This window comes from Burkholderia sp. R-40, from assembly GCF_049942845.1.
Classification (GTDB): Bacteria; Pseudomonadota; Gammaproteobacteria; order Burkholderiales; family Burkholderiaceae; genus Burkholderia; species Burkholderia ambifaria.
The window spans coordinates 2,488,889-2,510,000 of the sequence record NZ_CP187968.1; the positions used below are offsets into that span (position 1 = coordinate 2,488,889).

The following is a 21,112-nucleotide window of genomic DNA, read 5'->3' on the forward strand; positions in this document are numbered from 1 at the left end:
ATGAATGCCGCACCATTGATCGACGCGCTGCATGGCGGCGCGGATATTCCCGTCGGCGACGTGCGGGACGTGTTGCCGCATCGCGGCACGATGCTGCTGCTCGACGCGATCGAGCGCTGCTCGGAAACCGGCATCGAGGTCAGCGCGCTCGCGCGCCGCGATGCGTGGTATGTCGACGGCAATGGCGCGATGCCGGCGTGGATCGGCATCGAGCTGATGGCGCAGGCGATCGCCGCGCATGTCGGCCTGCTCGCCGCGCATGCGGGCGGCCGCGCGAAACCGGGCGTGTTGCTCGGGGCCAACCGCTATCTCGCGCATCGCACGGCGTTCGGCGCCGACACGACGCTGCGCATCGTCGCGCGGGAACTGCTGCGCGGCGACGAGGGGCATGGCGCGTACGAATGCGCGATTCATGCCGACGGCGAGTGCTGCGCGGAAGCCGTCGTCAAGGTGTACCAACCAAACGATTTTCAATCCTTTATCGAGGGGAGCTTCAATTCATGACTCGGCGAGTTCTCGTGACAGGGGCGAGTCGCGGCATCGGCCGCGCCGTGGCGCTGCGCGCGGCGTCCGACGGTTTCGCCGTGACCGTGCATTGCCGCACCGGCCGCGACGACGCGGAAGCCGTGGCCGCGACGATTCGCGCGCAGGGCGGCACGGCAAGCGTGCTGCAGTTCGACGTGCGCGACCGTGCGGCGTGCCGGCAGGAACTGGAGGCCGATGTCGAAGCGAACGGCGCGTACTACGGAATCGTCTGCTGCGCGGGCGTGACGCGGGACGGCGCGTTTCCCGCGCTGTCCGAAGAGGACTGGGACATCGTGATCGAAACCGGGCTGGACGCGTTCTACAACGTCGTTCATCCGCTGACCATGCCGATGGTGCGCCTGCGCGGCGGCGGCCGCATCGTGACGATCGCGTCCGTGTCGGGCGTGATGGGCAATCGCGGCCAGGTCAATTACAGCGCCGCGAAGGCCGGGCTGATCGGCGCGACCAAGGCGCTGGCGATCGAGCTGGCGTCGCGCAGGATCACCGTCAATTGCGTGGCGCCCGGGCTGGTCGACACCGGCATGCTCGACGAGGTGCCGCTGGAACACGCATTGAAGACCGTGCCGATGGGCCGTGTCGGCCAGCCCGACGAAGTCGCGGCGGTGGTCGGTTTCCTGATGTCGGATGCGGCGAGCTACGTCACCCGGCAAGTGATCGGCGTCAACGGCGGGATGGTGTGATGAAGCGCGTGGTCGTGACGGGAATGGGCGGTGTGACCGCGTTTGGTCAACGCTGGCCGGAGATCGAGGCGCGCTTGCGCGACGGGCGCAACGCGGTGCGGCGCATGCCGGAATGGGACTGCTTCGAGGCGCTGCATACGCGGCTTGCGTGTCCGTTGCCGGCGTTCGAGCTGCCGCCCACGTATCCGCGCAAGAAGACGCGTTCGATGGGGCCGGTGTCGATGTACGCGGTGCGCGCGAGCGAACTGGCGCTGGAGGATGCGGGGTTGTCCGACGATGCGTCGATCCGTGACGGCCGGATGGGCGTCGCATACGGATCGTCGTCGGGATCGGTCGAGCCGATCCGGGCATTCGGCACGATGCTCGAAACGGGCTCGATGCGGGACGTCACGTCGAACAGCTACGTGCAGATGATGCCGCATACCACGGCCGTCAACGTCAGCCTGTTCTGGGATCTGAAAGGCCGGATCGTGCCGACATCGTCCGCATGCGCGTCCGGCAGCCAGGCGATCGGCTACGCGTACGAAGCGATTGCGACGGGCAAGCAAGCGCTGATGCTGGCGGGCGGCGCGGAAGAATTGTCGGGCCCGGCGGTGGCCGTGTTCGATACCCTGTACGCAACCAGTACGCGCAACGATGCCGCGCACCTGACGCCACGCCCGTTCGACGCCGATCGCGATGGTCTGGTGGTGGGCGAGGGCGCTGCGACGCTGGTGCTCGAGGAGTACGAGCACGCGGTCGCGCGCGGCGCGACGATCCATGCGGAGATCGTCGGCTTCGGCTGCAACTCCGACGGCGCGCATATTACGCAGCCGACCGCCGAGACGATGGCGGTCGCCATGCGTCTCGCGCTGAGCGATGCGACGCTCGATGCCGACGCGATCGGCTACGTGAACGCGCACGGTACGTCGACCGATCGGGGTGACGTGGCGGAGAGTCATGCGACGGCGTCCGTGTTCGGCGAACGCATGCCGATCAGTTCGCTGAAAAGCTATGTGGGCCACACGCTCGGCGCGTGCGGCGCGCTCGAGGCATGGTGGACGATCGAAATGATGAAGCGCAACTGGTATGCGCCGACGCTCAATCTCACCACGGTCGACCCGGCGTGCGCGCCGCTCGACTACATCATCGGCGACGCACGCCGGATCGATGCGGAATTCGTGATGAGCAACAACTTCGCGTTCGGCGGGATCAACACGTCGTTGATCTTCCGCCGGATCGGCGCATGACGGCGGTCGGCGGCGCGGCGACGCGCGTCGTGGTCACGGGGCTCGGCATTGTGTCGTGCCTCGGCAATTCGCTCACCGAAGTATCGGAAGCGTTGCGCACCGGCCGCTCGGGCGTGAGCCGCGTCGACGCGTGGCGCGAGCGCGGTTTCCGCAGTCAGGTCGCCGGGGTGGCGAGCGTGGCGTCGGCGGCGCGATTCGCGCGCAAGCACGAGCGCTTCATGGGCGACACCGCGCGTTTCGCCGCGCATGCGGCCGCATCGGCACTCGACGATGCAGGGCTCGACGCCGGGATGCTGCGTTCGCCGCGCGCGGGCGCGATCGTGGGGTCGGGCATCGGTTCGATCGCCGACTACGACGACGCGATGGAGATCGCGCGGCATCGCGGTATCGAGAAGACGCCGCCTTATGTCGTGCCGAAAGCGATGAGCAGCACGGCGTCGGCATGCGTCGCGCAATTGTTCGGCATCGAAGGCGTGTCGTACTCGCCGTCGTCTGCGTGCACGAGCGCGGCGCTGGCGATCGGGCAGGCGGCGCACTGGATTCGCTCCGGATACCAGGACATCGTGCTGGCCGGCGGGAGCGAGGCACTGCACGACAACATGACGCTCATGTTCGACGCGATGGGCGCTTTGTCGAGCGGTTTCAACGATACGCCGGAGCGCGCATCGCGCCCGTATGCGCTCGGCCGCGACGGCTTCGTGATCGCGTCCGGCGCGGGCATTCTCGTGCTCGAATCGCTCGAGCATGCGCGTGCGCGCGGCGCGCGAATTTACGCGGAAATCAGCGGGTTCGGTCAAGCCACGGACAACGCCGGCATGGCGGCGCCTCATGCACCGGGGATCGCACGCGCGATGCGTGGCGCGCTCGACGGCAGCGGGCGGCGTCCGGACTACGTCAACACACATGCGCCGTCGACGCCGCTCGGCGACACCGAGGAACTCGACGCGCTGCGCGACGTATTCGGTGGCGACGTGCCGGCCTTCTCGTCGACGAAAGGGCTGACCGGACATCCGCTCGGCGCGAGCGGTGCGCATGAAGCGATCTACACGATCCTGATGATGCGCGACGGCTTTGTCGCGGGCACGGCGGTCGGCTCCGAGCCCGATCCGGCGGTGGCCGGCATGCCGCTCGTGCGCACCGCGCGCGAATGCGCGATCGAACGCGCGCTGTCGGTGTCGTTCGGATTCGGCGGCAGCTGCGCAAGCGTGTTGTTGGACGCCTGGAAGGGCGATTGAAGTGAACTTACTGAGCTGAGAGGACGATAACAATGAAGCACAAAGGACATCTGGCCGGCATGTTGGTGGCCGCGTCGTTGCTGACGGGGTGCGGTACCGTGGTGCGTTCGCTGCCGCTGCCGGCGGCGGCAACGACGCCGGACACGAGCGGCGTCGCGATCTATTTCGGCACGCAGCCGCATCCGGACGTGAAGACCAGCATCGGTCCGCGTTCGGAATCGGTACGTGTGTCGCGCGGGACGCAAGCCGAACAGCCGACGTGCGACCAGGCGCTGGCCGAAGCGTTGAACCGTCTTCGCATCTATGCGAAGAATCATGGCGGGAATGCGGTCGTCAACGTGACGACGCGCTTTCATGAAAAGCGTTCGGAGTCGACGTCCGAATATACGTGCGGCGTGAGCGGCAGCGCCGGCGCGATCGCCGTGTCGGGCGACGTCGTGCAGCTGAACGCGCAATAACGGGAGCCCACGTGAAATATCGCATCGCACTGGCGCTGCTCGGCGCGACGTTCGTCGCGTCGGCCGCGCACGCACGGGACACGATCCGAGACTATCCGATCGAGAACGCGTTGAAGAGCGAGGAAGGAAAGCTCGACGACGGCGTCGCGCTCTATTTCGGTGATCAGTCGCATCCTCGCGTGCTCAAGTCGTACGGCACGTTCGCGACCAACAAGAAGACCAACGCGTTCGGCAAGAGCGACGAGGCGGCCTGCCAGCATGTGTTCCTGTCGGCCGTCATCGAACTGCAGGCGCGCGCGCGAAAGGAGGGCGGCAATGCCGTCGTCGGCATCAAGAGCAATTACCGCAACGTTTTGCGCTCGAGCACGACGGAGTTCACGTGCGGGGCCGGCGCGGTCGTGGCGGGTGCGGCGCTCACCGGCGAAATCGTGACGCTGAAGCCTTAGTCGGCGCGTGTCGGGACGGGGCCGCCGAACGGCGGCCTCCGACACTCACGCGGCCTTGCGCGCGGCGACGTTCACGAGCGTCTCGCGGCGCTTGCCCGGCTTCGGTGCGTACAGGCCGATGCGCTCGAGGAGTCCGAAGTCTTTCGCGCGGCTCCACCACAGGTACGGGAACGACACATTGCGGGCGTCGAACGTGAACCCGCCGTCGCGCAGCATCGCAAGGTAGCCGTCGGCACTTTTCTGAACTTCCATCGGATGACGGAACAGCAGCCGGATCACCCACGACTTGATGTATGCGTCGGTCGATTCGGCGAACAGCAGCAGCCCGCCGGGTTTCAGTACGCGGCGAAAATCGGCCAGTGCATGCTCCTGGTGGACGAGATGATGAAAGGTCTGATGGCAGAACACGATGTCGACGCTCGAATCGGCGAGCGGGATCTGTGTGCAGTCCGCGCGATGCAGTTCGACGGGCGTGGCGCAGCGCCGCGCGGCTTCGGACGCATGCGTGAGCGAGTCGTCGTGACAATCGATGCCGATGATTTTGCCGGGCGCGAACGCTTCGCCGAGCAGGCGGAACGACTTGCCCTGGCCGCATCCCGCATCGAGGATGACGGGAGCCTTCGGCAGCGGCGCGCCGATGAGCTGCTTGAGGTCATCGATGGCCACCCTAAGCACGTGATGCTCCCAGGTATGCGTGCGAAGAAACCAGATGCCGAAGCGGGTTTCTGGAACATAGGCGGGAGCGTGCGTGCGGCAGGACGTCATGGGTCTCTCGTCGGAATGTTGGATTTGTTGACCGCCTATTGTAGTTTGCAACGCCAGATCGTGGCGTGAGAAACGTAAGATATCCAATCCATCGAAATGGAACGGCAAGCATGAGTGAAATGAAATCGAATTCCGTCGACGTCGCGATCATCGGCGCGGGGCCGTCCGGCGCGGTCGCGGCCGCATTGTTGCGCAGGGCGGGCCGTTCCGTGCTGGTGCTCGAGCGCCAGCATTTTCCGCGCTTTTCGATCGGCGAGAGTCTGTTGCCGCAAAGCATGCAGTATCTCGAAGAGGCCGGTATGTTGCAGGCCGTCGTCGAGGCCGGCTTCCAGTTCAAGAACGGCGCCTATTTCGTTTATCGCGACAGGATGTCGTCGTTCGATTTCCGGGAAAAGTTTTCCGACGGCTGGGGGACGGCCTATCAGGTCGAACGCGCCGCCTTTGACGATCTGCTGATCCGTTGTGCGGCGGACCAGGGCGCGGACGTGCGGTTCGGCCATACCGTGCAGGCGTTCCATCCTGGCGATACGCAGCGGCTCGAGGTCGTCGACGAAGCGGGGTGCGAATATTCCGTTCATGCGTCGTTCGTGCTCGACGCCAGCGGATTCGCGCGCGTGCTGCCGCGGCTGCTCGATCTCGAGGCGCCGACCGGCATGCCGACGCGCGCGGCAATCTTTTCGCACGTCGAAGACAGCCTGCCGGCCGGGTCGACCGATCGCGACAAGATCTGCATTGCCGTCCATCCGGAGCGTCGCGACGTGTGGTTCTGGATGATCCCGTTGACGAACGGGCGCTCGTCGGTCGGCTGCGTGGCCGACGCCGGTTTTCTCGACGTGCCGCAAGCGCAGCAGGAATCGTTGCTGCGGGAATTGCTGCAGAGCGAGCCGACGTTGTCGCGCCTCGTCGGCAGCAAGCCGTTCGTGATGCCGGTGCGTCGCATCGCGGGCTATGCGTCGAATGTCGAGCACCTGCATGGGCGCGGCTATGCGTTGCTCGGCAACGCCGGCGAATTCCTCGACCCGATCTTTTCGTCCGGCGTGACGATCGCGATGCGCTCCGCGCAGCTGGCGGTCGCCGTGCTCGAACGTCAGTTGCGCGGCGAGGCGGTCGATTGGACACGCGATTACGACATCGCGCTGCGCAAGGGCATCGACACGTTCCGCGCGTTCGTCGAGCGCTGGTACTCAGGCGCGCTTCAGGACATCGTGTTTCATGAAGACAAGGCGTCCGACGTGAAGCGCATGGTCTGCTCGATTCTGGCCGGCTATGCGTGGGACGAGTCGAATCCGTTCGTGCGGGAACCGGCGCGCGGCCTCGACGTGCTCGCCGAATTCTGCCGGGCCGGTGGCCTCGGGTGATTCGGTGAATCGAGGCGGACGCCGAGCGATGTTTCGTCCGGCGCCCGCCATTACATCACCGTCGCTCAGCTACCCTGCAGCCGGATATCGCGCGATGACGCGCCGACATACACGGTCCCGCCCGGCACGAACTTCCAGCCGTTTCGCGACGTATCCCACACGCTCTGCATCCGCGGTGAAACGGTCACGCGCACATGCCGCGCCTCGCCCGGGTTCAGCCGGATCTTCTCCCAGCCGACCAGCCGCTTCGGCGGTTCGTCCTTGTACGGCACGCCGAGATAGACCTGCGGCGTTTCCGCGCCTGCGACGCGGCCGTCATTGCGCACGGTGAACGCGACGCTCAGCGAGCCGTCCCGTTGCCGCGACACCGACAGCCCCGAATACGCGAAGTGCGTGTACGACAGCCCGTAGCCGAATTCATACATCGGCTTGATGTTGCGTGCGTCGTACCAGCGATACCCCATGTTCAGCTTCTCCGCGTAGACGGGATCGTTCTCGAACGCGCCGCCTTGCCGCCACGCCGGCGAATCCTCGTCGCGCGCCGGGAACGTGACGGGCAGCTTGCCGGACGGATTGACCGCGCCGAACAGCACGTTCGCGATCGCCTTGCCGCCGCCTTCGCCCGGATACCACGCCTCGACGATCGCCGACACGCGGTCCTTCCACGGCATCAGCACCGGATTGCCGCTCTGCACGACGACGATCGTGTGCGGGTTCGCACGTGCGACCGCTTCGACGAGCGCGTCCTGGTTCGACGGGTTCGCGAGGCTCAGGCTCTGCAATTCGCCGAAATCCTCGCCGGCCGCCTGCGCGACCACGACGATCGCGACGTCCGAGCGCCCGGCGAGTGCCGCGGCCTGGTCGATTTCCTGCTGCGTGTACGCGCGGAACGGCGACTGCTGATCGCTGTTGCCCGCGAACGTGACCTGCGCCGCCGGCGCGAGCGCGCGGATCGCCGCGACGATCGGCACGTCGACCTTCAGCCACGGATTGCGCCACCAGCTGCACCCCGTCGACGAACCGAAGGTCAGGCCGCCGCAGCCCGCGAACGAACCGGTGACCGGATCGCGCGTGTTGCCCGAGCCGCCGCCCGACAGCACGGCCGCATCGGCGTGGCCGCCGATCACGGCGATCCGCGACAGCGCGGACGCGACGAGCGGCAACTGGTTGCCGTCGTTCTTCAGCAGAACGATCGACTGCTCGGCGACACCCTGCGCGAACCGGTTCGCGGCCGCGAAATCGATCGTGCCGCCGGCCTTGGCCGGATCGTCCATCACGCCGACGCGGATCATCACGGCCAGCTTGCGGCGCACCATGTCGTCGAGACGCGCGGTCGACACCGAGCCGTTCGAGATCGCCTGCTTGACGGCGGCCGGCGTCAGGTAGACGCTCGGCCCGACGTCCTCTTCCTCGTCGAGCCCGGCGTTGATCGAGGCGGCCGTGCTGTGCGCGGCGCCCCAGTCGGATTGCACCTGGCCCTGGAAGCCCCATTCGTTCTTCAGCACGTCGTTCAGCAGGTGATTGTTCTCGCACGCGTACGTGCCGTTCAGGCGGTTGTAGCTGCACATCACGCTGCCGGGCTGCCCGCGCTTCGCGGCGATCTCGAACGGCAGCAGGTAGAGCTCGCGCAACGTGCGTTCGTCGATCTGCGTGTTGCCGCCCATCCGGCCGTGCTCCTGTTCATTGCCGGCATAGTGCTTGATGGTCGCGATGACTTTCTGCCGCTGCGTGGCGAGCGTGCGCTCCGCGAGCAGGTCGCCGGCGAGCAGCGGATCCTCGCCGAGATATTCGAACAGCCGGCCGCCGCGCGGCTCGCGCGCGAGGTTGGTGCCGCCGGCGAGACCCATGCCGAATCCTTGCGCACGCAACTGGATCGCGACCTGCTTGCCGTAGTCGTACGACAGGCGGCGATCCCAGCTCGCGGCGACGGCGATCGTCGCGGGAAAGGTGGTGCTCGCGAGCGACGTGCTGCCGGAGCCGGTCGCCGAGTCGACCATGTTGAGATCGGGAATGCCGAGCCGCGGCACACCCTGGATGTAGCCGGCGCCACCGCCCGGCACCTTGGACATTTCGTATTGCGAATGAATGAACTGCAGTTTCTCGTCGAGCGTCATCTTGCGCACGAGGAGGTCGGCGCGCCGCTGCGCGGCGGATGATGCGAATGCGTCGGCGGCGTCGCCCGGTGAGTTGAAATCGGCGTTGCCCGCATAGACGCTGGTGCAGAGGGTCGCCGCCAGGACGGCGGCCGGCCAGAGTGTGTCCCGCATGTTGCTCTCCATGATCGTATTGCCGGTTGTTGTTCGGATGATGTCTGGAGCTGCGTACGTCCGATGGATTCGCATCGAACGCATTCGGCTGGCGATGCAGGGTGAGTGCGCGTCGGCATGCCAGCCAGGCGGGGAATCGTTACGGCCGGTTGGGCCCGATCGGAGCACGCGGACGGCGACGCGGACCGCCCGCCACTGCCGAATCGGATGTAGCGATTCTCTGCAGCGACCAATCGTACGAATGTAGTATGACTACAGCATCGGTGTTTCTACCGATACGTATGATCTTTTTTCGATGCGATTGCTCGATGCGGGCGAAAGACGGTCATCGTTCCCGATGAGGTGTCTGCGGCGGAGTAAGAAGTACCTGCGCGATGCGCTTCGTTGTGCGCGCATCGAAGGGAGCGTCATCGGATTCCGGCCGCTGCGAGGAAATCGCGCAGCACGGCCGACGCGCTAGCTGCGTCGAGCGACAGCGCTGCCAAGCAGTGGAATCCCGGCGCGATAGACGACGGTCGCGAGCGCCGCGGCAACCGCGGCCTCGGCCGTCAGCACGGCGGCGGCCGCGCCCAGTTCCGCGAAGTACTTCGCGAGCACGGGCACCAGCACGATGTTCAGAATGCCCGACGACATCAGGATCCGTGTGAACGCCGATTTCATGCCGAGCGGCAGCATCGTCTGCACGCCGAACAAGTCGGTCATCCCGGCCATGAATGGAATGAACGCCATCCAGCGCAGCACCTGGACCGTCGGTTCGTACGAAGGGCCATACAGGAGGCGCACCGCGAGCGGCGCGCCGAAGAAGATCGCGAGCGAGATGCCGAGCACCATCACGACCTGCACGACGAACAGCTTGCGCAGGAACGAGAACGCGTCGTTGCGTGCGTGCCGCATCAGGTAGCTGATGCGCGGATAGGTGGCGGCCTTCAGCGGCTGGAGCATGCTGAGCGCCGCGCGGATCAGCTTGTCGCCGGCGGCGAAGTAGCCGGCCGCGACGTTGCCCGACACGAAGCCGAGCAGCACGGTGTTGGTCGACGCATAGAACGCAATCGACGTCGACGCGAGGAACACCTGCCAGCCGCCTTTCAGCGATTCGGCGATGTCGGCGACGCCGACGCGCACGAAGTCGATTTCCCGCTGGAAATACAGATAGGCGGCGAGCACGATCGCGGACAGCGTCGGCACGGCGGCGTTGACGATCATCGCGCGATCGATGTCCGCCGGGCTGTGCACGAGCGCGAACATCGCGGGCAGGCTCAGGATGCGGCCGATGAACAGGATCACGCTCAGCGCGCGCAGCTTCTCCATGCCCTGGAAATACCAGCCCGGCGTGAACGCCACGCCGGCCACCATCCCGAAACCGATCAGCAGCAGGTCGCGGTCCTCGCCGAAGCGCTCGACCAGAAAGGTCAGCGCGATCAGCACGACGAAGCAGATCACGGCGATGCCGATCTGCGCGTACAGCGTCGCCCAGAAGATGCGAGAGCGTTCGGCGCGGTTGTCGCGGGCGAGCGCGATGCGCGGCGTCGCGGTCAGGTCGAAGCTGTAGCTCGTGCAGTTGGTGAGGTAGGCGATGACCGCGAGCGAGAACGCGAGCTGCCCGTAACCCTCCGGCCCCAGCGCGTGCGTCAGCAGCGGTGCGATCAGCAGCGGCACCGCGTACATCGAAATCTGCAACGTCAGCAGCAGCAGGAAGTTCTTCTTGATGTTTGACATTCGCTCGGTCGGCGCCGTGAGTGGCGCATGGCGGCGGAGTGCGGGCCGCCGTGCGCGCGCGGCCGGCCGGCGCTGGCCCGGCTGCGTGGGTTCGCGGCCCGTTCCGGCGGGCGCCGGTTTCGTCCGGCGATGCCGGACCCGGCCACATCGTATGGCGGTCATGATACGGGCCGCGCGAGACATCTGTGTTCGCGAGCCTACCGTTCGCGGATTCCGTACGCGCGTGCGGCGCGAATCGCGCTGCGGAGCGCATCGTTGTATCGCCGCCGTGGTGAATGCATTTGTAAGCTGGCGCACCGAAGGACGCTCGGGCCCGGTGCTCTAATCGAGCGCACTGTTCCGGTTCAGCGCGCGAAGGGCTTGACGACGACTCGGGCCGACAACCGTCGTCCCTGGGCGACGGGAACACGACGACGCATGGCGAAGGGCGAGCGGGGCGCGCAGGGGCGCGACGGCAGTCCGTTACCCGAAGGCCGTGCGTTCGCCGACCGGTCGCACGATCGCGGCATGGCCGATCCCGGCGGAGCCGCCGGCGCGGGTGTCCGCACCCGATAACAAATACCGATCCGAGGAGTACCGATTGAAGCCGATAACGTTCGGCAGCTGCGTGGGGTGGCTGCACGAAGGACAGACGACACAAGGCGTGATCCTGTGCGAATCGCTGGGGCACGAGGCTTCGTGGACGCACAAGCTCATGCGGGCGATCGCGGAGCGGCTGGCGCGCGACGGCGTGACGGTATTGCGATTCAACTATCCGTGCACCGGCGACTCGGCGGGCGACGATCGCGACGCCGGTCGGCATGCCGCGTGCATCGCCAGCATTCACGACGCGATCGACCTGTTGCGCGACCAGGCCGGCGTCACCGCGCTGACGCTCGTCGGGATTCGCGCAGGTGCGCTGTTCGCGATGCTGGCCGCGGCGGGCATGGGCTCGCGCCCGTCGCCGCGCGTCGATGCGCTGGTGGCGCTCGCACCGGTCGTGCGTGGCCGCGCCTATCTGCGCGAGCTGTCGTTCGTGCATCGCCAGTGGCTCGACACCACGTCGCCGGCAATCCGCGCCGCGCATCGCGACGAACCGTGCATGAACGTGCTCGGCCACCGCTTTCCCGCCGATTTCGTCGATGCGCTGAAGGCGCTCGATCTGTGCGACGTCGTGCGCGATGCGCCGACATTGCCCGGCGCGATGCTGCTGATCCAGCCCGATCAGGGCGACGGGCCGGCATTGCGCGACGCGTTGCTCGCGCGCGGCGTGGACGTGACGAGCGATCCGTTCCGCGAATGGCCGACGACGATGCTGGACGGTACGCGCTCGCGCTTGCCGCTCGCGGCGATCGACACGCTCGCGAACTGGATCGCCGAACGCGCGCCGCATAAGCTGGCCGGCGCCGACACCACGTCGCGAGCGGACCCGGGATGGAATGGCGAGTCGTCCGTCGCGCTCGACATGAATGACATGACCGAGCAGGTCGTCGCGGTCGGTCCGGACCGGCTGGTCGGCGTGCTGTGCCGGCCCGCCGATACGCGGCCGGCGAAGCCGGTCGGCCCGGCGGTCGTGATCGCGAACACATCGACGAATCCGCGCAGCGGCGAAGGGCGCTTCAGCGTGCGGCTCGCCCGCACGCTGGCACGCGCCGGCGTGACGACGCTGCGAATCGACGTGCAGGGCGTCGGCGACAGCGGGCCCGCCGCGCTGGACGATCAGTCGGGCGTCGTGTATTCGACGCAGTCGAGCGACGACGTGGCCGCCGCCGCGGACTGGCTGCGTGCGCTCGGTCATCCCGAGGTGGTCGCGGCCGGCATTTGTTCCGGCGCGTATGCGGCGTTGCATGCGGCATTGAAGACGCCGGCGCTCGGCGGCGTGATCGCGGTCAATCTCGCGCGCTTCGTGTGGCCAGCCGGGCTCACGCTCGAAGCGGTGCAGAAGCAGCGGAACAACTCGGTGCGCGGCTACTGGCTGTCGTTGCGCGACTGGCAGAAGTGGAAGCGCCTCGTGCGGGAGCGGCGCGACCTGCGTCCGATCGTGCGGGCCGTGGCCGCGAATGCGATCGCACGGGTCAGCGTGCCGGCGAAGGCGCTCGCCGCGCGCATCGGGTGGAAGCCGCGAAACGGCACGCCGCGCGGCGTGATGCACGAACTCGCGCAGCGCAACGTCCGGACGACACTCGTGTACGGCGCGCTCGATCCCGGCATCGACGATGTCCGGCGTCACTTCGGCGCGATCGAGCACGCGTTCCGGCGCTCGCGTCACGTGTGTCTGCATCTCGAGCCGGAGGTCGACCACGCGGTGTACGGCGCGGCGGGCACGGACATCGTGATCGACCTGTGCATGCAGGCGCTGGGCCGCGACTCGGCCCGGCCGGTCGCGCGCGTCGTCGATCCGGACACGCAGGAGGCGGCCGCGCGATCGTACGCGAACGTGTCGGTCGGCAGATCGTGATGTGTGCCGTGCCTCTTGCGTCGACGCTTAGGGGGCGATCGCGTTTGGCTTGAAGATCGGCGTTCGGTGGGCTCGCTCACAGACGCGTCGTTCGCCGTGGTGTCCAATCCCGTATCGGCGCGTGCGCGGCGGGATGCGTCAGTCCGGATCGCCCGGCTGCGCGTAGGGCGACTTCTCGTAGGGCGACGTGTACAGCGTGCCGGTGCGCCAGAGGTCTTCGGTGGGCGCATCGGTCACTTGCGGGCGATGCGGCCGCGTCGGCACGAGCGGCCGGCGCAGTGCGCCGCGGCCGCGCGATTCGTGCGCAGCGGCGGTGCTCGCGGCGGGAAGCGCGGCAGGAAGCGCCGCGGCAGTTGACGCGACATCGGATGCCGCCGTGGCCGGTTCCGCGGCCGCGCCGGTTATCGCAGCTTGTGCGGAACGCTGGAGCGGCACCGGCGCGAGCGGCGTCGACGATGAGAAGCCCCGCGCGTCGGCCTGCGTGGCGGGCAAAGTCTGCGCGCCGGCGGCACAGGCAACGCTGGCCGAGACGATGCAGACGAGTGACGAAAGCGATGCAGAGCAGTTCATGACGAATCGTACGGAGTACGTGCGGTGAAGAGGGAGGCGCGGCACCGCCATGCGAGCCGCGCCGCCAAGCGTAATGCCGGAATTCGCCGCGTTCGGCGGGTTACCGCACAGTTTTGGAAGGACACGATGTCAATCACCACGCAACCGGAATCGACGCTCGGGACGCCGCGGTCACCCACCGCGGGCATCCGGCGCGCGCCGTGGCTGTCGCGCATGGCGATCGTGGCGGCCGCGTGCGCGCTGAGCGCATGTGCGTTGTCGCCGGGCATGAGCTACCGGGAGCCTGCCGCGCGCGACGCGAATGCGCGCGTGAGCGCCGACGCATCGGGCGCGGGCGGCCTCGACGGCGTGCAGAACGTGTCGAGCGAGGATCTGATCGAAATCACGCCGGCGTTCGTCGCGCAGCATGCGGGCCCGCGCGCCGATGTCGACGCGGAGATCCGCCAGTTGTTCGGCAAGCCGAAGCCGTACGCGATCGGCCCGGGCGACGTGCTCGGCATCGTCGTGTGGGACCACCCCGAATTGAACCTGCCGACGACGCAGACGACGGGCGGCGGCGACGGCGTCGGCGCCAGCTCGGTCGCGACGGGCTACACGGTCGATGCGAACGGGAACGTGCAGTTCGCGTATGCGGGTCTCGTGCATGTCGCGGGATTGACCGAGGCGCAGGCACGCGCGCTGCTGACGAAGCGGCTCGGCGAATACGTGCGCAAGCCGCAGATCGCGCTGCGCGTGCAGACCTACCGCAGCAAGCGCGTCTATCTGGATGGCGAAGTGCGCACGCCGGGTCTGCAGATCGTCAACGACATGCCGATGACGCTGCCCGAGGCGATCGACCGCGCAGGCGGTTTCACGCCGACGGCCGACCGCTCGCAGGTATCGGTGACGCGCGGCGACCGGACCGTGAACGTGAGCCTGCCCGCGCTGATCGCCGCCGGCGTGAACCCGTCGAACATCCTGCTGCACGATGGCGATCTCGTGCGCGTGCGCGCGGCGAGCGACGCAAAGGTATTCGTGCTCGGCGAGGTGTCGCGACCGGCGACGCTGACGCTGACCGACGGCCGGATGAGCCTCGGCGAAGCACTCGGCGACACGGGCGGCGTGAGCCAGTACACGTCGGACGCGCGCCAGGTGTTCGTCGTGCGCCGCGGCCCGGACAACCGCCCGCGGGTGTACCACCTCGACGGCAGTTCGCCCGCGTCGTTCGCACTGGCCGACCAGTTTCCGCTCCAGCGCCGCGACGTCGTGTTCGTCGATGCGTCGTCGCTGGTGCGCTGGAGCCGCGTCGTCAACCTGCTGATTCCGTCGTCCGCGCAGGGTGCGCTGACGGCCAGAGCCATCTCGCCGTGACGCTCGTGGCGGATTTCGTGACCGCGACCGCGCGTCGCGCCATACGGGACTGATGCTGAATGACTTCTTCGACCCTGCCTGACCCGCACAGCGGGCCCGCCCTGCGGCCGTCCTATCCGGTGCGCCGCTATTGGGGCATGCTGTACGGCGGCCGGCGCCTGATTCTTTGCACGGCGCTCGCGGGCGCGCTCGTCGGCGCCGTGTATGCGCTGTGCGCGGCGCCCGTCTATCGGACCGACATCCTGTTCCAGGTCGAGCAAAGCCCGACCGACTCGAAACAGACGTCGCCGCCCGGCGATCCATCGGCGGTGTTCGACCTGAAGACCGATGCGTCGACCGAGATCGAGGTGCTGAAATCCCGCGCCGTGCTCGACCGCGCGATCGACAGCACCAATCTGGCCGTCGACGCGCGGCCGCATTACCTGCCGCTGATCGGCTGGCGGTTCGTGAACGCGGCCGACGGGTTGTCGTCGCCATTGCCGGGCGGCTACGTGTACGGCACCGAGCGCATCGACGTGCCGACCTTCGACGTGCCGAAGCGCCTGCTCGGCAAGCGCTTCGCGCTGACGCTCGGCGACGACGGCGTCTATACGCTGCAGCGTACGGGCTGGTTCGGCCGGAAGGGGCCGGTATGGCAAGGCCGTATCGGGCAGCCGCTGCATGTCGACACCCCGCAGGGGCCGCTCGACATCTTCGTGCGCGACGTGGCCGGCAAGCCCGGCGCGCGCTTCGACCTGACGCGCTACAGCGACGAGGAAGCGACGGTCTGGCTGCAGAAGAACGCGCTGATCTCGGAGCGCGGCAAGCAGTCGAACATGATCGGCGTGACGCTCGACGGCATCGATCCCGTGCACGACAGCCGCGTGCTGAACGCGATCGGCGATGCGTATCTCGCGCAGAACACGCAGCGCAAGTCCGAGGCGGCCGACAAGCTGATCCGCTTCATGGATACCCAGCTTCCGCAACTGAAGGCGCAACTGGAACAGGCGGAAAACCGCTTCAACGCATTCCGTGCATCGCATGGCACCGTCAACACGAGTGACGAGGCGCTTGCGTTGCGCCAGCAGTCGGTCGACATCGAGACGCGCGTGCAGACGCTGCAGCAGCGGCGCGAGGAATTGCTGACGCGCTTCATGCCGAAGCATCCGGCGTTGGTGGCCGTCGATGCGCAGCTGGCCGACGCGCAGCATTCGCTCGACACGACACGCAAGCAGATCCAGCAGTTGCCGACCGTCGAGCAGGGCGTGCTGCAGCTGCAGCGCGATGTGGCCGTCGATACCGCGCTGTACACGAACCTGCTCAACACGCGCCAGCAAATGATTCTCGCGCGGGCCAGCAAGACCGGCACCGTGCGGATCGTCGACACGGCGAAGGTTGCCGAGGAGCCGATCGGCCCGCATCGCGGCGTCGCGGTGATCGCGCTGCTGATGCTGGGTCTGCTGGCGGGCGCGGCGATCGTGATCGTGCGGCAGCGTGTCGTCGGCACGATCGGCGACGCCGAGGAAATCGAATGGACGACGGGGCTGCCCGTATTCGCGACCGTGCCGCATAGCTCGGTCGCGGCGCAAGCGGAGTCGCGCCCGAAGGCCGGACGGCGCGGCACGCGCGCGCCGATGCCGCCGATCGGCGCGCGGGATGCGCACGACGCCGCGCTCGAAGGCCTGCGCAATTTCCGCGCGGCGCTGCAATTGTCGATGCCGGACGCGTCGAATCCCGTCGTGCTGATTTCCGGGCCGACGACGGGCGTCGGCAAGTCGTTCGTCGCCGCGAATATCGCGTCGCTCGTCGGCGCGGCGAAACGGCGGGTCCTGTTGATCGATGCCGACCTGCGCAAGGGTTCGCAGCACGAGCGGTTCCGCCACAGCCGCGCGCCGGGCCTGTCGGACGTGGTGGCCGGCACGCACGGGCTCGCCGAGACGATCCGGCGCGGGGTCGCGCCGGGCCTCGATTTCATCGCGATGGGCAGCATCGTGCCGGACCCGGGCGAACTGCTGCTGCAGCCCGCGCTTGCCGCACTGATCGAGCAGGTCGCCGCGCGCTACGACATGGTCGTGATCGACGGGCCGCCGTTGCTGCCGGTGGCCGACGCGCTGGTGCTCGGCCGCCTCGCGGGAACCGTGTTCCTCGTCGCACGCAGCGGCGTGACGACGCTGACCGAACTCGAAGAAAGCGCGCGACGGCTCGAACATGCGCATATCGACGTATGCGGCGTAGTCCTGAACGATTACAAGGGCGCACCGGGGCGGTACGACTACGGCTACAAGGATACGAACACGCATCAGGCCGCGTCCGGATATACGGCAGGGATGGCGTCGCGGCAACGGGTGGAACGGGCGTCATGAACCGGCGAGCGGGCGGGGCCGGGTACGGGCCGCGACGGCGCGCCGCGACGACGCGCACGGCGGCGCGCGTGCGCGGTGCCGCGCGCGGTTACATGGAAGGTTACACGGGCTACTGGTGGGAAGATCCGGCACGCCTCGTGCTGATGTTCATCCTGCCGTTGTACGGCATGCTGTCGCTCAGCCTGCTGGGTGACCCGAAGGCGATCGCGCGCGTCTATTTCGACGGCTACTACGCGTTCGTCGGCGCGCTGTTCCTGATGGTGGTGATGGCAGCGGCATGGCTCGCGACGACCGAAGCGCGCACGCGACGCGGGCCGCCGCCTGCCGCGGTCGAGCTGTCGCCTCGCGTGCTCGATTTCGTGTTCGCGCTCGCGCTGTTCGGCTATGTGCTGTTGCTGAGCGGCATCCTCACGCATCCGGCGCTGCTGGTCGCGTTCGTGCGCGGCGAGGCGAACGCCTACGACATGCTGGAACTGAAGGGGCGCATCACGGGCCTCAGCACCTTCACGCAGGCGACCGCACCGTTCGTCGTGCTGTATTTCTATGTGTTCAGGACACCCGTCAAGGGACTGAATCGCTACAAGATCTACTTCGCGGTGCTTGCCGTGCTGACGCTGATGCGCAGCTTCATCTTCGCCGAACGGCTTGCGCTGATCGAGATGGTGATGCCGCTTGCGCTGATGGTCGTGCGGTTCCGGCTCGGAGGCCGGTATTCGCGGCTGTTGACGCTCGGTCCGTATGCGGCGATCCCGTTGCTGTTCGGCCTGTTCATCGCGAACGAGTACAACCGGTCGTGGGAAGCCTATTACGTCAACATCTACGACAACCTGTTCGATTTCGCGCTCGAACGTCTCGGCCTGTACTACTCGACGTCGTTGAACAACGGCGCCGGAATACTGAGCGTGCTCGGCTGGGACCAGGGCCACCCGATGTTCACGTTCGACTGGCTGCTGCGCTTCCCGGTCATCGGCGCGCCGTTGCAGCCGTGGCTGGACTCCGGCGACAGCATCAACCTGTTCCTGAACGGCTACGCCGACCCGGAGTTCAACAACCCGTCGGGCATCTTCGTCCACTTCTACGAGTGGGGCTGGTTCGGCCTGCTCGATGCGCTCGCGCTCGGCTGGGCGGTCGGTCGCAGTTATGCGGGCTGGCGGAGCGGCAACGGGTTCTGGTGCTGCATCCATGCGGTGCTTTACGTGTCGGTCATGGAAGTCATGCGAACGCCGAACCTGTTCAGCGGACGCAATTTCGTGCCGGTCGTGCTGCTGATCGCCATCTTCCAGTGGTTCGCCAAGGCGCCGGCACGTGCGGCGCCTGCCGCCGGCGGCGGAGCCGATCGAGACGGAAACCGGCGCGGCGCTGCGCGTGGCAATCGGGCCGAGGACGTCGATCCGGTGGTGTCGCGATAAGGCGATGGCCGACCCATTACTCATCATGGCGACTCACAAGCAGAAGTTTGAAATTCTGGACGGGTTGCGCGGCATTGCGGCGATCAGCGTGATGCTCATGCATTTCCTTCAGGCTCTGCCGATTCCGATACTGCAAAGTGCGTATCTTTCGGTGGACGTGTTCTTCATGCTGAGTGGCTTCATCCTCACGTACTCTTACGGAGAAAAATTGCGTCAGGCGTCGTGGCGGCGCGAGTATCTGAAGCGACGGGTGATTCGTCTTTATCCGATGATATGCATCGGGCTGACGATCGGGTTCGTGAGCCTCGTCGTCATGCGCGTCAATGCGTCAGCGGCGTTTTCGTTCGGCAACCTAGCCGCAGCCACCGGACAGAATTATTTTCTCGTTCCGTATTTGGGGCGTTTTTCGGTGTCGGGCTTTGTCGGTGCCACGAATCGCGGCTTGCAAGCGGTCGACGATCCCGGTGTGTTTCCTCTGAATCCGCCGGCCTGGTCGCTGTTCTTCGAGTTGTTCGCGAGCGTTGTGCTGATCGCGGCCGTCAAGGTGAAGGAGCGGAACCTGTTGAGACTGGCCTATGCATGTCTCGGTGCGTTCGTCGCGTATGGATGGCTCGTGGGCCTCGACCACGACAAAGTGACTGTCATCCTGAATCAGGGCTGGGCGGCCGACAATTTCTTCGGCGGATTCTTCAGGGTCGGCTACGGGTTCCTGCTGGGCGTGGCAATCGCGAAGATGCACGACGCCGGTCTCCCGGCGAGGTCGAACTGGTTCGTGGCCGGGCTCGTCAGGAACGACTGGATGCTGTTTGCCGTGTTCCTGCTGGTCGTCCTGTTTCCGACGTCGATCAAGGGAATTTACGCGTTGGCCGTGCTGTTGTTCGTCGCCCCCGCGCTGGTTTATCGCGGCGCCATGCTCGCCCCGAGCGGCAACGCGGTGGCACGGATCAGCGCGTTCATCGGCTGGATTTCGTACCCGCTTTATTGCGTGCATTACCCGATCGGAAGGCTCGTGTTCGCGTATGCGCCGCAGGGCGACATCCACGTCGTCAGAACCGCAATGCTTGCCGCGTGCCTGTCGATCGTGTCGGCCGCGTTCCTCGCGAAATTCGTCGAGGAGCCGATCAGGTCGTATCTCGGCAAGCGCCTGTTCGGCAATCAACCGGCCGCGACAGGCAGCACCGTCAACGTCGCGTAATCGCGCCGATTCGGTCGCCTGCCGCTCGCGCTACAGCGTCTCGAAGATCGCCTTCATCATCTCGGCACTGCGGCTCCAGCGATATTGCTCCGCATGCGCGATGCCCTTGCGTTTGAGCTCGGCCCTGAGCTCGGGGGAATCGAGCAGGCTACGCAATTTCCGCGCGATGTCGTCCTGTGAATACGGATCGCAGTACAGCGCCGCATCGGCACAGACTTCCGGCAGGGCGGCCGAGTTTCCGACCAGCGCCGGGCAGCCGTAGCGCATCGCCTCGAGCGGCGGAATGCCGAAGCCTTCGTAGATCGACGGATAGAGGAAGCACGCCGCGTTCTGATACAGCGCCTTCAGTTGTTCGTCGCTGATGTAGCCGACGTACTTGATGTTCGGCTCCGGCGCGCCAACCGGGTCGTGCTTGCCGAACACGGTGGTGTTCTGCATCCCGACGATGACGAGATCGACCGACGGATCGCCGATCTGCCGGAATGCGGCGATCAGCCGGCCGAAGTTCTTCGTGGGATTCATGCTGCTGACCGCGAGCACGAACCGATCCGGCGTCAGCGCATGTTTGTCGAGCACGCTCGTGTCCGGTTCCAGTGCGTCGAGATGATCGGCACCGAGCGGCACGACGCGGATCTTGTCCGCGGAAACGCCGCAATGATGGGCGAGGCGATCCCGCGAGAACCGGGAATTGGTCAGCACGCACACCGAGGTTCGCGCCAGGATCCAGAACATGATCCGGTACCACACCCGAAACGGCCGGGAGAAATGCGCGGGCGTGTCGAATACCGCCGCATCGTGCATGTAGATGATCTGGTTGCCGAGGAAGATCGACGCCGAATTGCCGAGATTGACGATGCGGCCGCGGCGCGCGAACAGCGGGAGGATCAGCTGCTCCCACACCACGCCCTTGTAAAAGCCGACTTCGACCGTCTTCGCGCCGCTCACCGCGACGCCGGGTCGTGGCGGCACCAGCACGGTCACCGGATCCTGCGGCTGAAACTTGATCAGTGCGGCGATCAGCTCGCGCGCGACGCGTTGCACGCCGGTCGTCTTCTGCGTCGTGAATCGGCCGTTGTAGACGAGTTGCTTCGGTTTGCTGGCGATCATGT

The 21,112-nt window shown here is 66.8% G+C and carries 17 protein-coding genes; 12 read left to right on the plus strand and 5 right to left on the minus strand.

Annotated features, from left to right (window positions below; translation table 11 throughout):
- Genes ACP26O_RS27530 through ACP26O_RS27555 form a run of 6 tightly spaced genes read left to right on the plus strand, consistent with a single transcriptional unit; the run spans position 1 to position 4,594 of the window.
- Entirely contained in the window at positions 1–504 is a 504-nt protein-coding gene (locus ACP26O_RS27530) for a hotdog family protein (RefSeq protein WP_105832719.1), read from the plus strand.
- Positions 501–1,226: a 3-ketoacyl-ACP reductase FabG2 gene (locus ACP26O_RS27535; protein ID WP_175662896.1), complete on the plus strand. Its 726-nt coding sequence runs from the start codon at positions 501–503 to the stop codon at positions 1,224–1,226. Before ACP26O_RS27530 ends, ACP26O_RS27535 begins: the two co-directional genes overlap by 4 nt.
- Positions 1,226–2,455, plus strand: a complete 1,230-nt coding sequence (locus ACP26O_RS27540) for a beta-ketoacyl-ACP synthase (RefSeq protein ID WP_175662895.1) — start codon at positions 1,226–1,228, stop codon at positions 2,453–2,455. The genes ACP26O_RS27535 and ACP26O_RS27540 overlap by 1 nt, the downstream gene beginning before the upstream one ends.
- Positions 2,452–3,690 carry a beta-ketoacyl synthase N-terminal-like domain-containing protein gene (locus ACP26O_RS27545; protein ID WP_175662894.1) on the plus strand — a complete coding sequence of 413 codons (1,239 nt, stop codon included), beginning with the start codon at positions 2,452–2,454 and terminating at the stop codon, positions 3,688–3,690. The genes ACP26O_RS27540 and ACP26O_RS27545 overlap by 4 nt, the downstream gene beginning before the upstream one ends.
- 32 nt (positions 3,691–3,722) lie before the next feature.
- The gene (locus ACP26O_RS27550) at positions 3,723–4,148 is read left to right on the plus strand and encodes a signal peptidase (protein WP_105832723.1); all 426 of its coding nucleotides are present in this window, start codon (positions 3,723–3,725) and stop codon (positions 4,146–4,148) included.
- A gap of 11 nt (positions 4,149–4,159) precedes the next feature.
- The gene (locus ACP26O_RS27555) at positions 4,160–4,594 is read left to right on the plus strand and encodes an excinuclease ABC subunit A (RefSeq protein ID WP_012365896.1); all 435 of its coding nucleotides are present in this window, start codon (positions 4,160–4,162) and stop codon (positions 4,592–4,594) included.
- Between the two features lie 45 nt (positions 4,595–4,639).
- Here the strand turns inward: ACP26O_RS27555 and ACP26O_RS27560 are convergent, their stop codons facing one another.
- Positions 4,640–5,359 carry a class I SAM-dependent methyltransferase gene (locus ACP26O_RS27560; protein WP_175663289.1) on the minus strand — a complete coding sequence of 240 codons (720 nt, stop codon included), beginning with the start codon at positions 5,357–5,359 and terminating at the stop codon, positions 4,640–4,642.
- Between the two features lie 110 nt (positions 5,360–5,469).
- Between ACP26O_RS27560 and ACP26O_RS27565 the strand changes: the two genes are divergently transcribed.
- Positions 5,470–6,717: an NAD(P)/FAD-dependent oxidoreductase gene (locus ACP26O_RS27565; RefSeq protein WP_175662893.1), complete on the plus strand. Its 1,248-nt coding sequence runs from the start codon at positions 5,470–5,472 to the stop codon at positions 6,715–6,717.
- 65 nt (positions 6,718–6,782) lie between these two features.
- Here ACP26O_RS27565 and ACP26O_RS27570 read toward each other — a convergent pair whose 3' ends face one another.
- Both ACP26O_RS27570 and ACP26O_RS27575 read right to left on the minus strand, forming a co-directional pair.
- On the minus strand, positions 6,783–8,984 hold the full coding sequence (locus ACP26O_RS27570; RefSeq protein ID WP_138848736.1) for a glycoside hydrolase family 3 C-terminal domain-containing protein: 2,202 nt from the start codon (positions 8,982–8,984) through the stop codon (positions 6,783–6,785).
- 456 nt (positions 8,985–9,440) lie between these two features.
- The gene (locus tag ACP26O_RS27575; protein WP_175662892.1) at positions 9,441–10,700 is read right to left on the minus strand and encodes an oligosaccharide flippase family protein; all 1,260 of its coding nucleotides are present in this window, start codon (positions 10,698–10,700) and stop codon (positions 9,441–9,443) included.
- 580 nt (positions 10,701–11,280) lie between these two features.
- Here ACP26O_RS27575 and ACP26O_RS27580 point away from each other — a divergent pair.
- Positions 11,281–13,137 (plus strand): serine aminopeptidase domain-containing protein, encoded by a 1,857-nt coding sequence (locus tag ACP26O_RS27580; RefSeq protein WP_175662891.1) that lies wholly within the window; start codon positions 11,281–11,283, stop codon positions 13,135–13,137.
- A 138-nt stretch (positions 13,138–13,275) separates the two neighbouring features.
- Here the strand turns inward: ACP26O_RS27580 and ACP26O_RS27585 are convergent, their stop codons facing one another.
- The gene (locus ACP26O_RS27585; protein ID WP_175662890.1) at positions 13,276–13,758 is read right to left on the minus strand and encodes a hypothetical protein; all 483 of its coding nucleotides are present in this window, start codon (positions 13,756–13,758) and stop codon (positions 13,276–13,278) included.
- Between the two features lie 75 nt (positions 13,759–13,833).
- On the opposite strand from ACP26O_RS27585, the gene ACP26O_RS27590 reads away from it, so the two are divergent.
- From ACP26O_RS27590 to ACP26O_RS27605, 4 genes are read left to right on the plus strand one after another with little or no spacing between them, the layout of a single operon-like run.
- Positions 13,834–15,057 carry a polysaccharide biosynthesis/export family protein gene (locus ACP26O_RS27590; RefSeq protein ID WP_175662889.1) on the plus strand — a complete coding sequence of 408 codons (1,224 nt, stop codon included), beginning with the start codon at positions 13,834–13,836 and terminating at the stop codon, positions 15,055–15,057.
- A gap of 59 nt (positions 15,058–15,116) precedes the next feature.
- Positions 15,117–17,399 (plus strand): polysaccharide biosynthesis tyrosine autokinase, encoded by a 2,283-nt coding sequence (locus ACP26O_RS27595; RefSeq protein WP_175662888.1) that lies wholly within the window; start codon positions 15,117–15,119, stop codon positions 17,397–17,399.
- On the plus strand, positions 17,396–18,808 hold the full coding sequence (locus tag ACP26O_RS27600; RefSeq protein ID WP_175662887.1) for an oligosaccharide repeat unit polymerase: 1,413 nt from the start codon (positions 17,396–17,398) through the stop codon (positions 18,806–18,808). Before ACP26O_RS27595 ends, ACP26O_RS27600 begins: the two co-directional genes overlap by 4 nt.
- A complete protein-coding gene (locus tag ACP26O_RS27605) occupies positions 18,705–20,003 on the plus strand; it encodes an acyltransferase family protein (protein ID WP_426356343.1) in 1,299 nt (432 codons plus the stop codon). The genes ACP26O_RS27600 and ACP26O_RS27605 overlap by 104 nt, the downstream gene beginning before the upstream one ends.
- Before the next feature lie 30 nt (positions 20,004–20,033).
- On the opposite strand, the gene ACP26O_RS27610 is transcribed toward ACP26O_RS27605, so the two are convergent.
- Positions 20,034–21,110, minus strand: a complete 1,077-nt coding sequence (locus tag ACP26O_RS27610) for a glycosyltransferase family 4 protein (protein ID WP_175662886.1) — start codon at positions 21,108–21,110, stop codon at positions 20,034–20,036.
- Between the last annotated feature and the right edge of the window lie 2 nt (positions 21,111–21,112).

What these genes read in the sequence shown, in the direction of transcription:
- ACP26O_RS27590 (WP_175662889.1), top strand. Translation starts at nt 13,834, where the DNA reads ATGTCAATCACCACGCAACCGGAATCGACGCTCGGGACGCCGCGGTCA.
- ACP26O_RS27550 (WP_105832723.1), top strand. Translation starts at nt 3,723, where the DNA reads ATGAAGCACAAAGGACATCTGGCCGGCATGTTGGTGGCCGCGTCGTTG.
- ACP26O_RS27530 (WP_105832719.1), top strand. Translation starts at nt 1, where the DNA reads ATGAATGCCGCACCATTGATCGACGCGCTGCATGGCGGCGCGGATATT.
- ACP26O_RS27560 (WP_175663289.1), bottom strand. Translation starts at nt 5,359, where the DNA reads ATGACGTCCTGCCGCACGCACGCTCCCGCCTATGTTCCAGAAACCCGC.
- ACP26O_RS27575 (WP_175662892.1), bottom strand. Translation starts at nt 10,700, where the DNA reads ATGTCAAACATCAAGAAGAACTTCCTGCTGCTGCTGACGTTGCAGATT.
- ACP26O_RS27540 (WP_175662895.1), top strand. Translation starts at nt 1,226, where the DNA reads ATGAAGCGCGTGGTCGTGACGGGAATGGGCGGTGTGACCGCGTTTGGT.
- ACP26O_RS27595 (WP_175662888.1), top strand. Translation starts at nt 15,117, where the DNA reads ATGACTTCTTCGACCCTGCCTGACCCGCACAGCGGGCCCGCCCTGCGG.
- ACP26O_RS27535 (WP_175662896.1), top strand. Translation starts at nt 501, where the DNA reads ATGACTCGGCGAGTTCTCGTGACAGGGGCGAGTCGCGGCATCGGCCGC.
- ACP26O_RS27610 (WP_175662886.1), bottom strand. Translation starts at nt 21,110, where the DNA reads ATGATCGCCAGCAAACCGAAGCAACTCGTCTACAACGGCCGATTCACG.
- ACP26O_RS27600 (WP_175662887.1), top strand. Translation starts at nt 17,396, where the DNA reads ATGAACCGGCGAGCGGGCGGGGCCGGGTACGGGCCGCGACGGCGCGCC.
- ACP26O_RS27570 (WP_138848736.1), bottom strand. Translation starts at nt 8,984, where the DNA reads ATGCGGGACACACTCTGGCCGGCCGCCGTCCTGGCGGCGACCCTCTGC.
- ACP26O_RS27565 (WP_175662893.1), top strand. Translation starts at nt 5,470, where the DNA reads ATGAGTGAAATGAAATCGAATTCCGTCGACGTCGCGATCATCGGCGCG.
- ACP26O_RS27545 (WP_175662894.1), top strand. Translation starts at nt 2,452, where the DNA reads ATGACGGCGGTCGGCGGCGCGGCGACGCGCGTCGTGGTCACGGGGCTC.
- ACP26O_RS27585 (WP_175662890.1), bottom strand. Translation starts at nt 13,758, where the DNA reads ATGGCGGTGCCGCGCCTCCCTCTTCACCGCACGTACTCCGTACGATTC.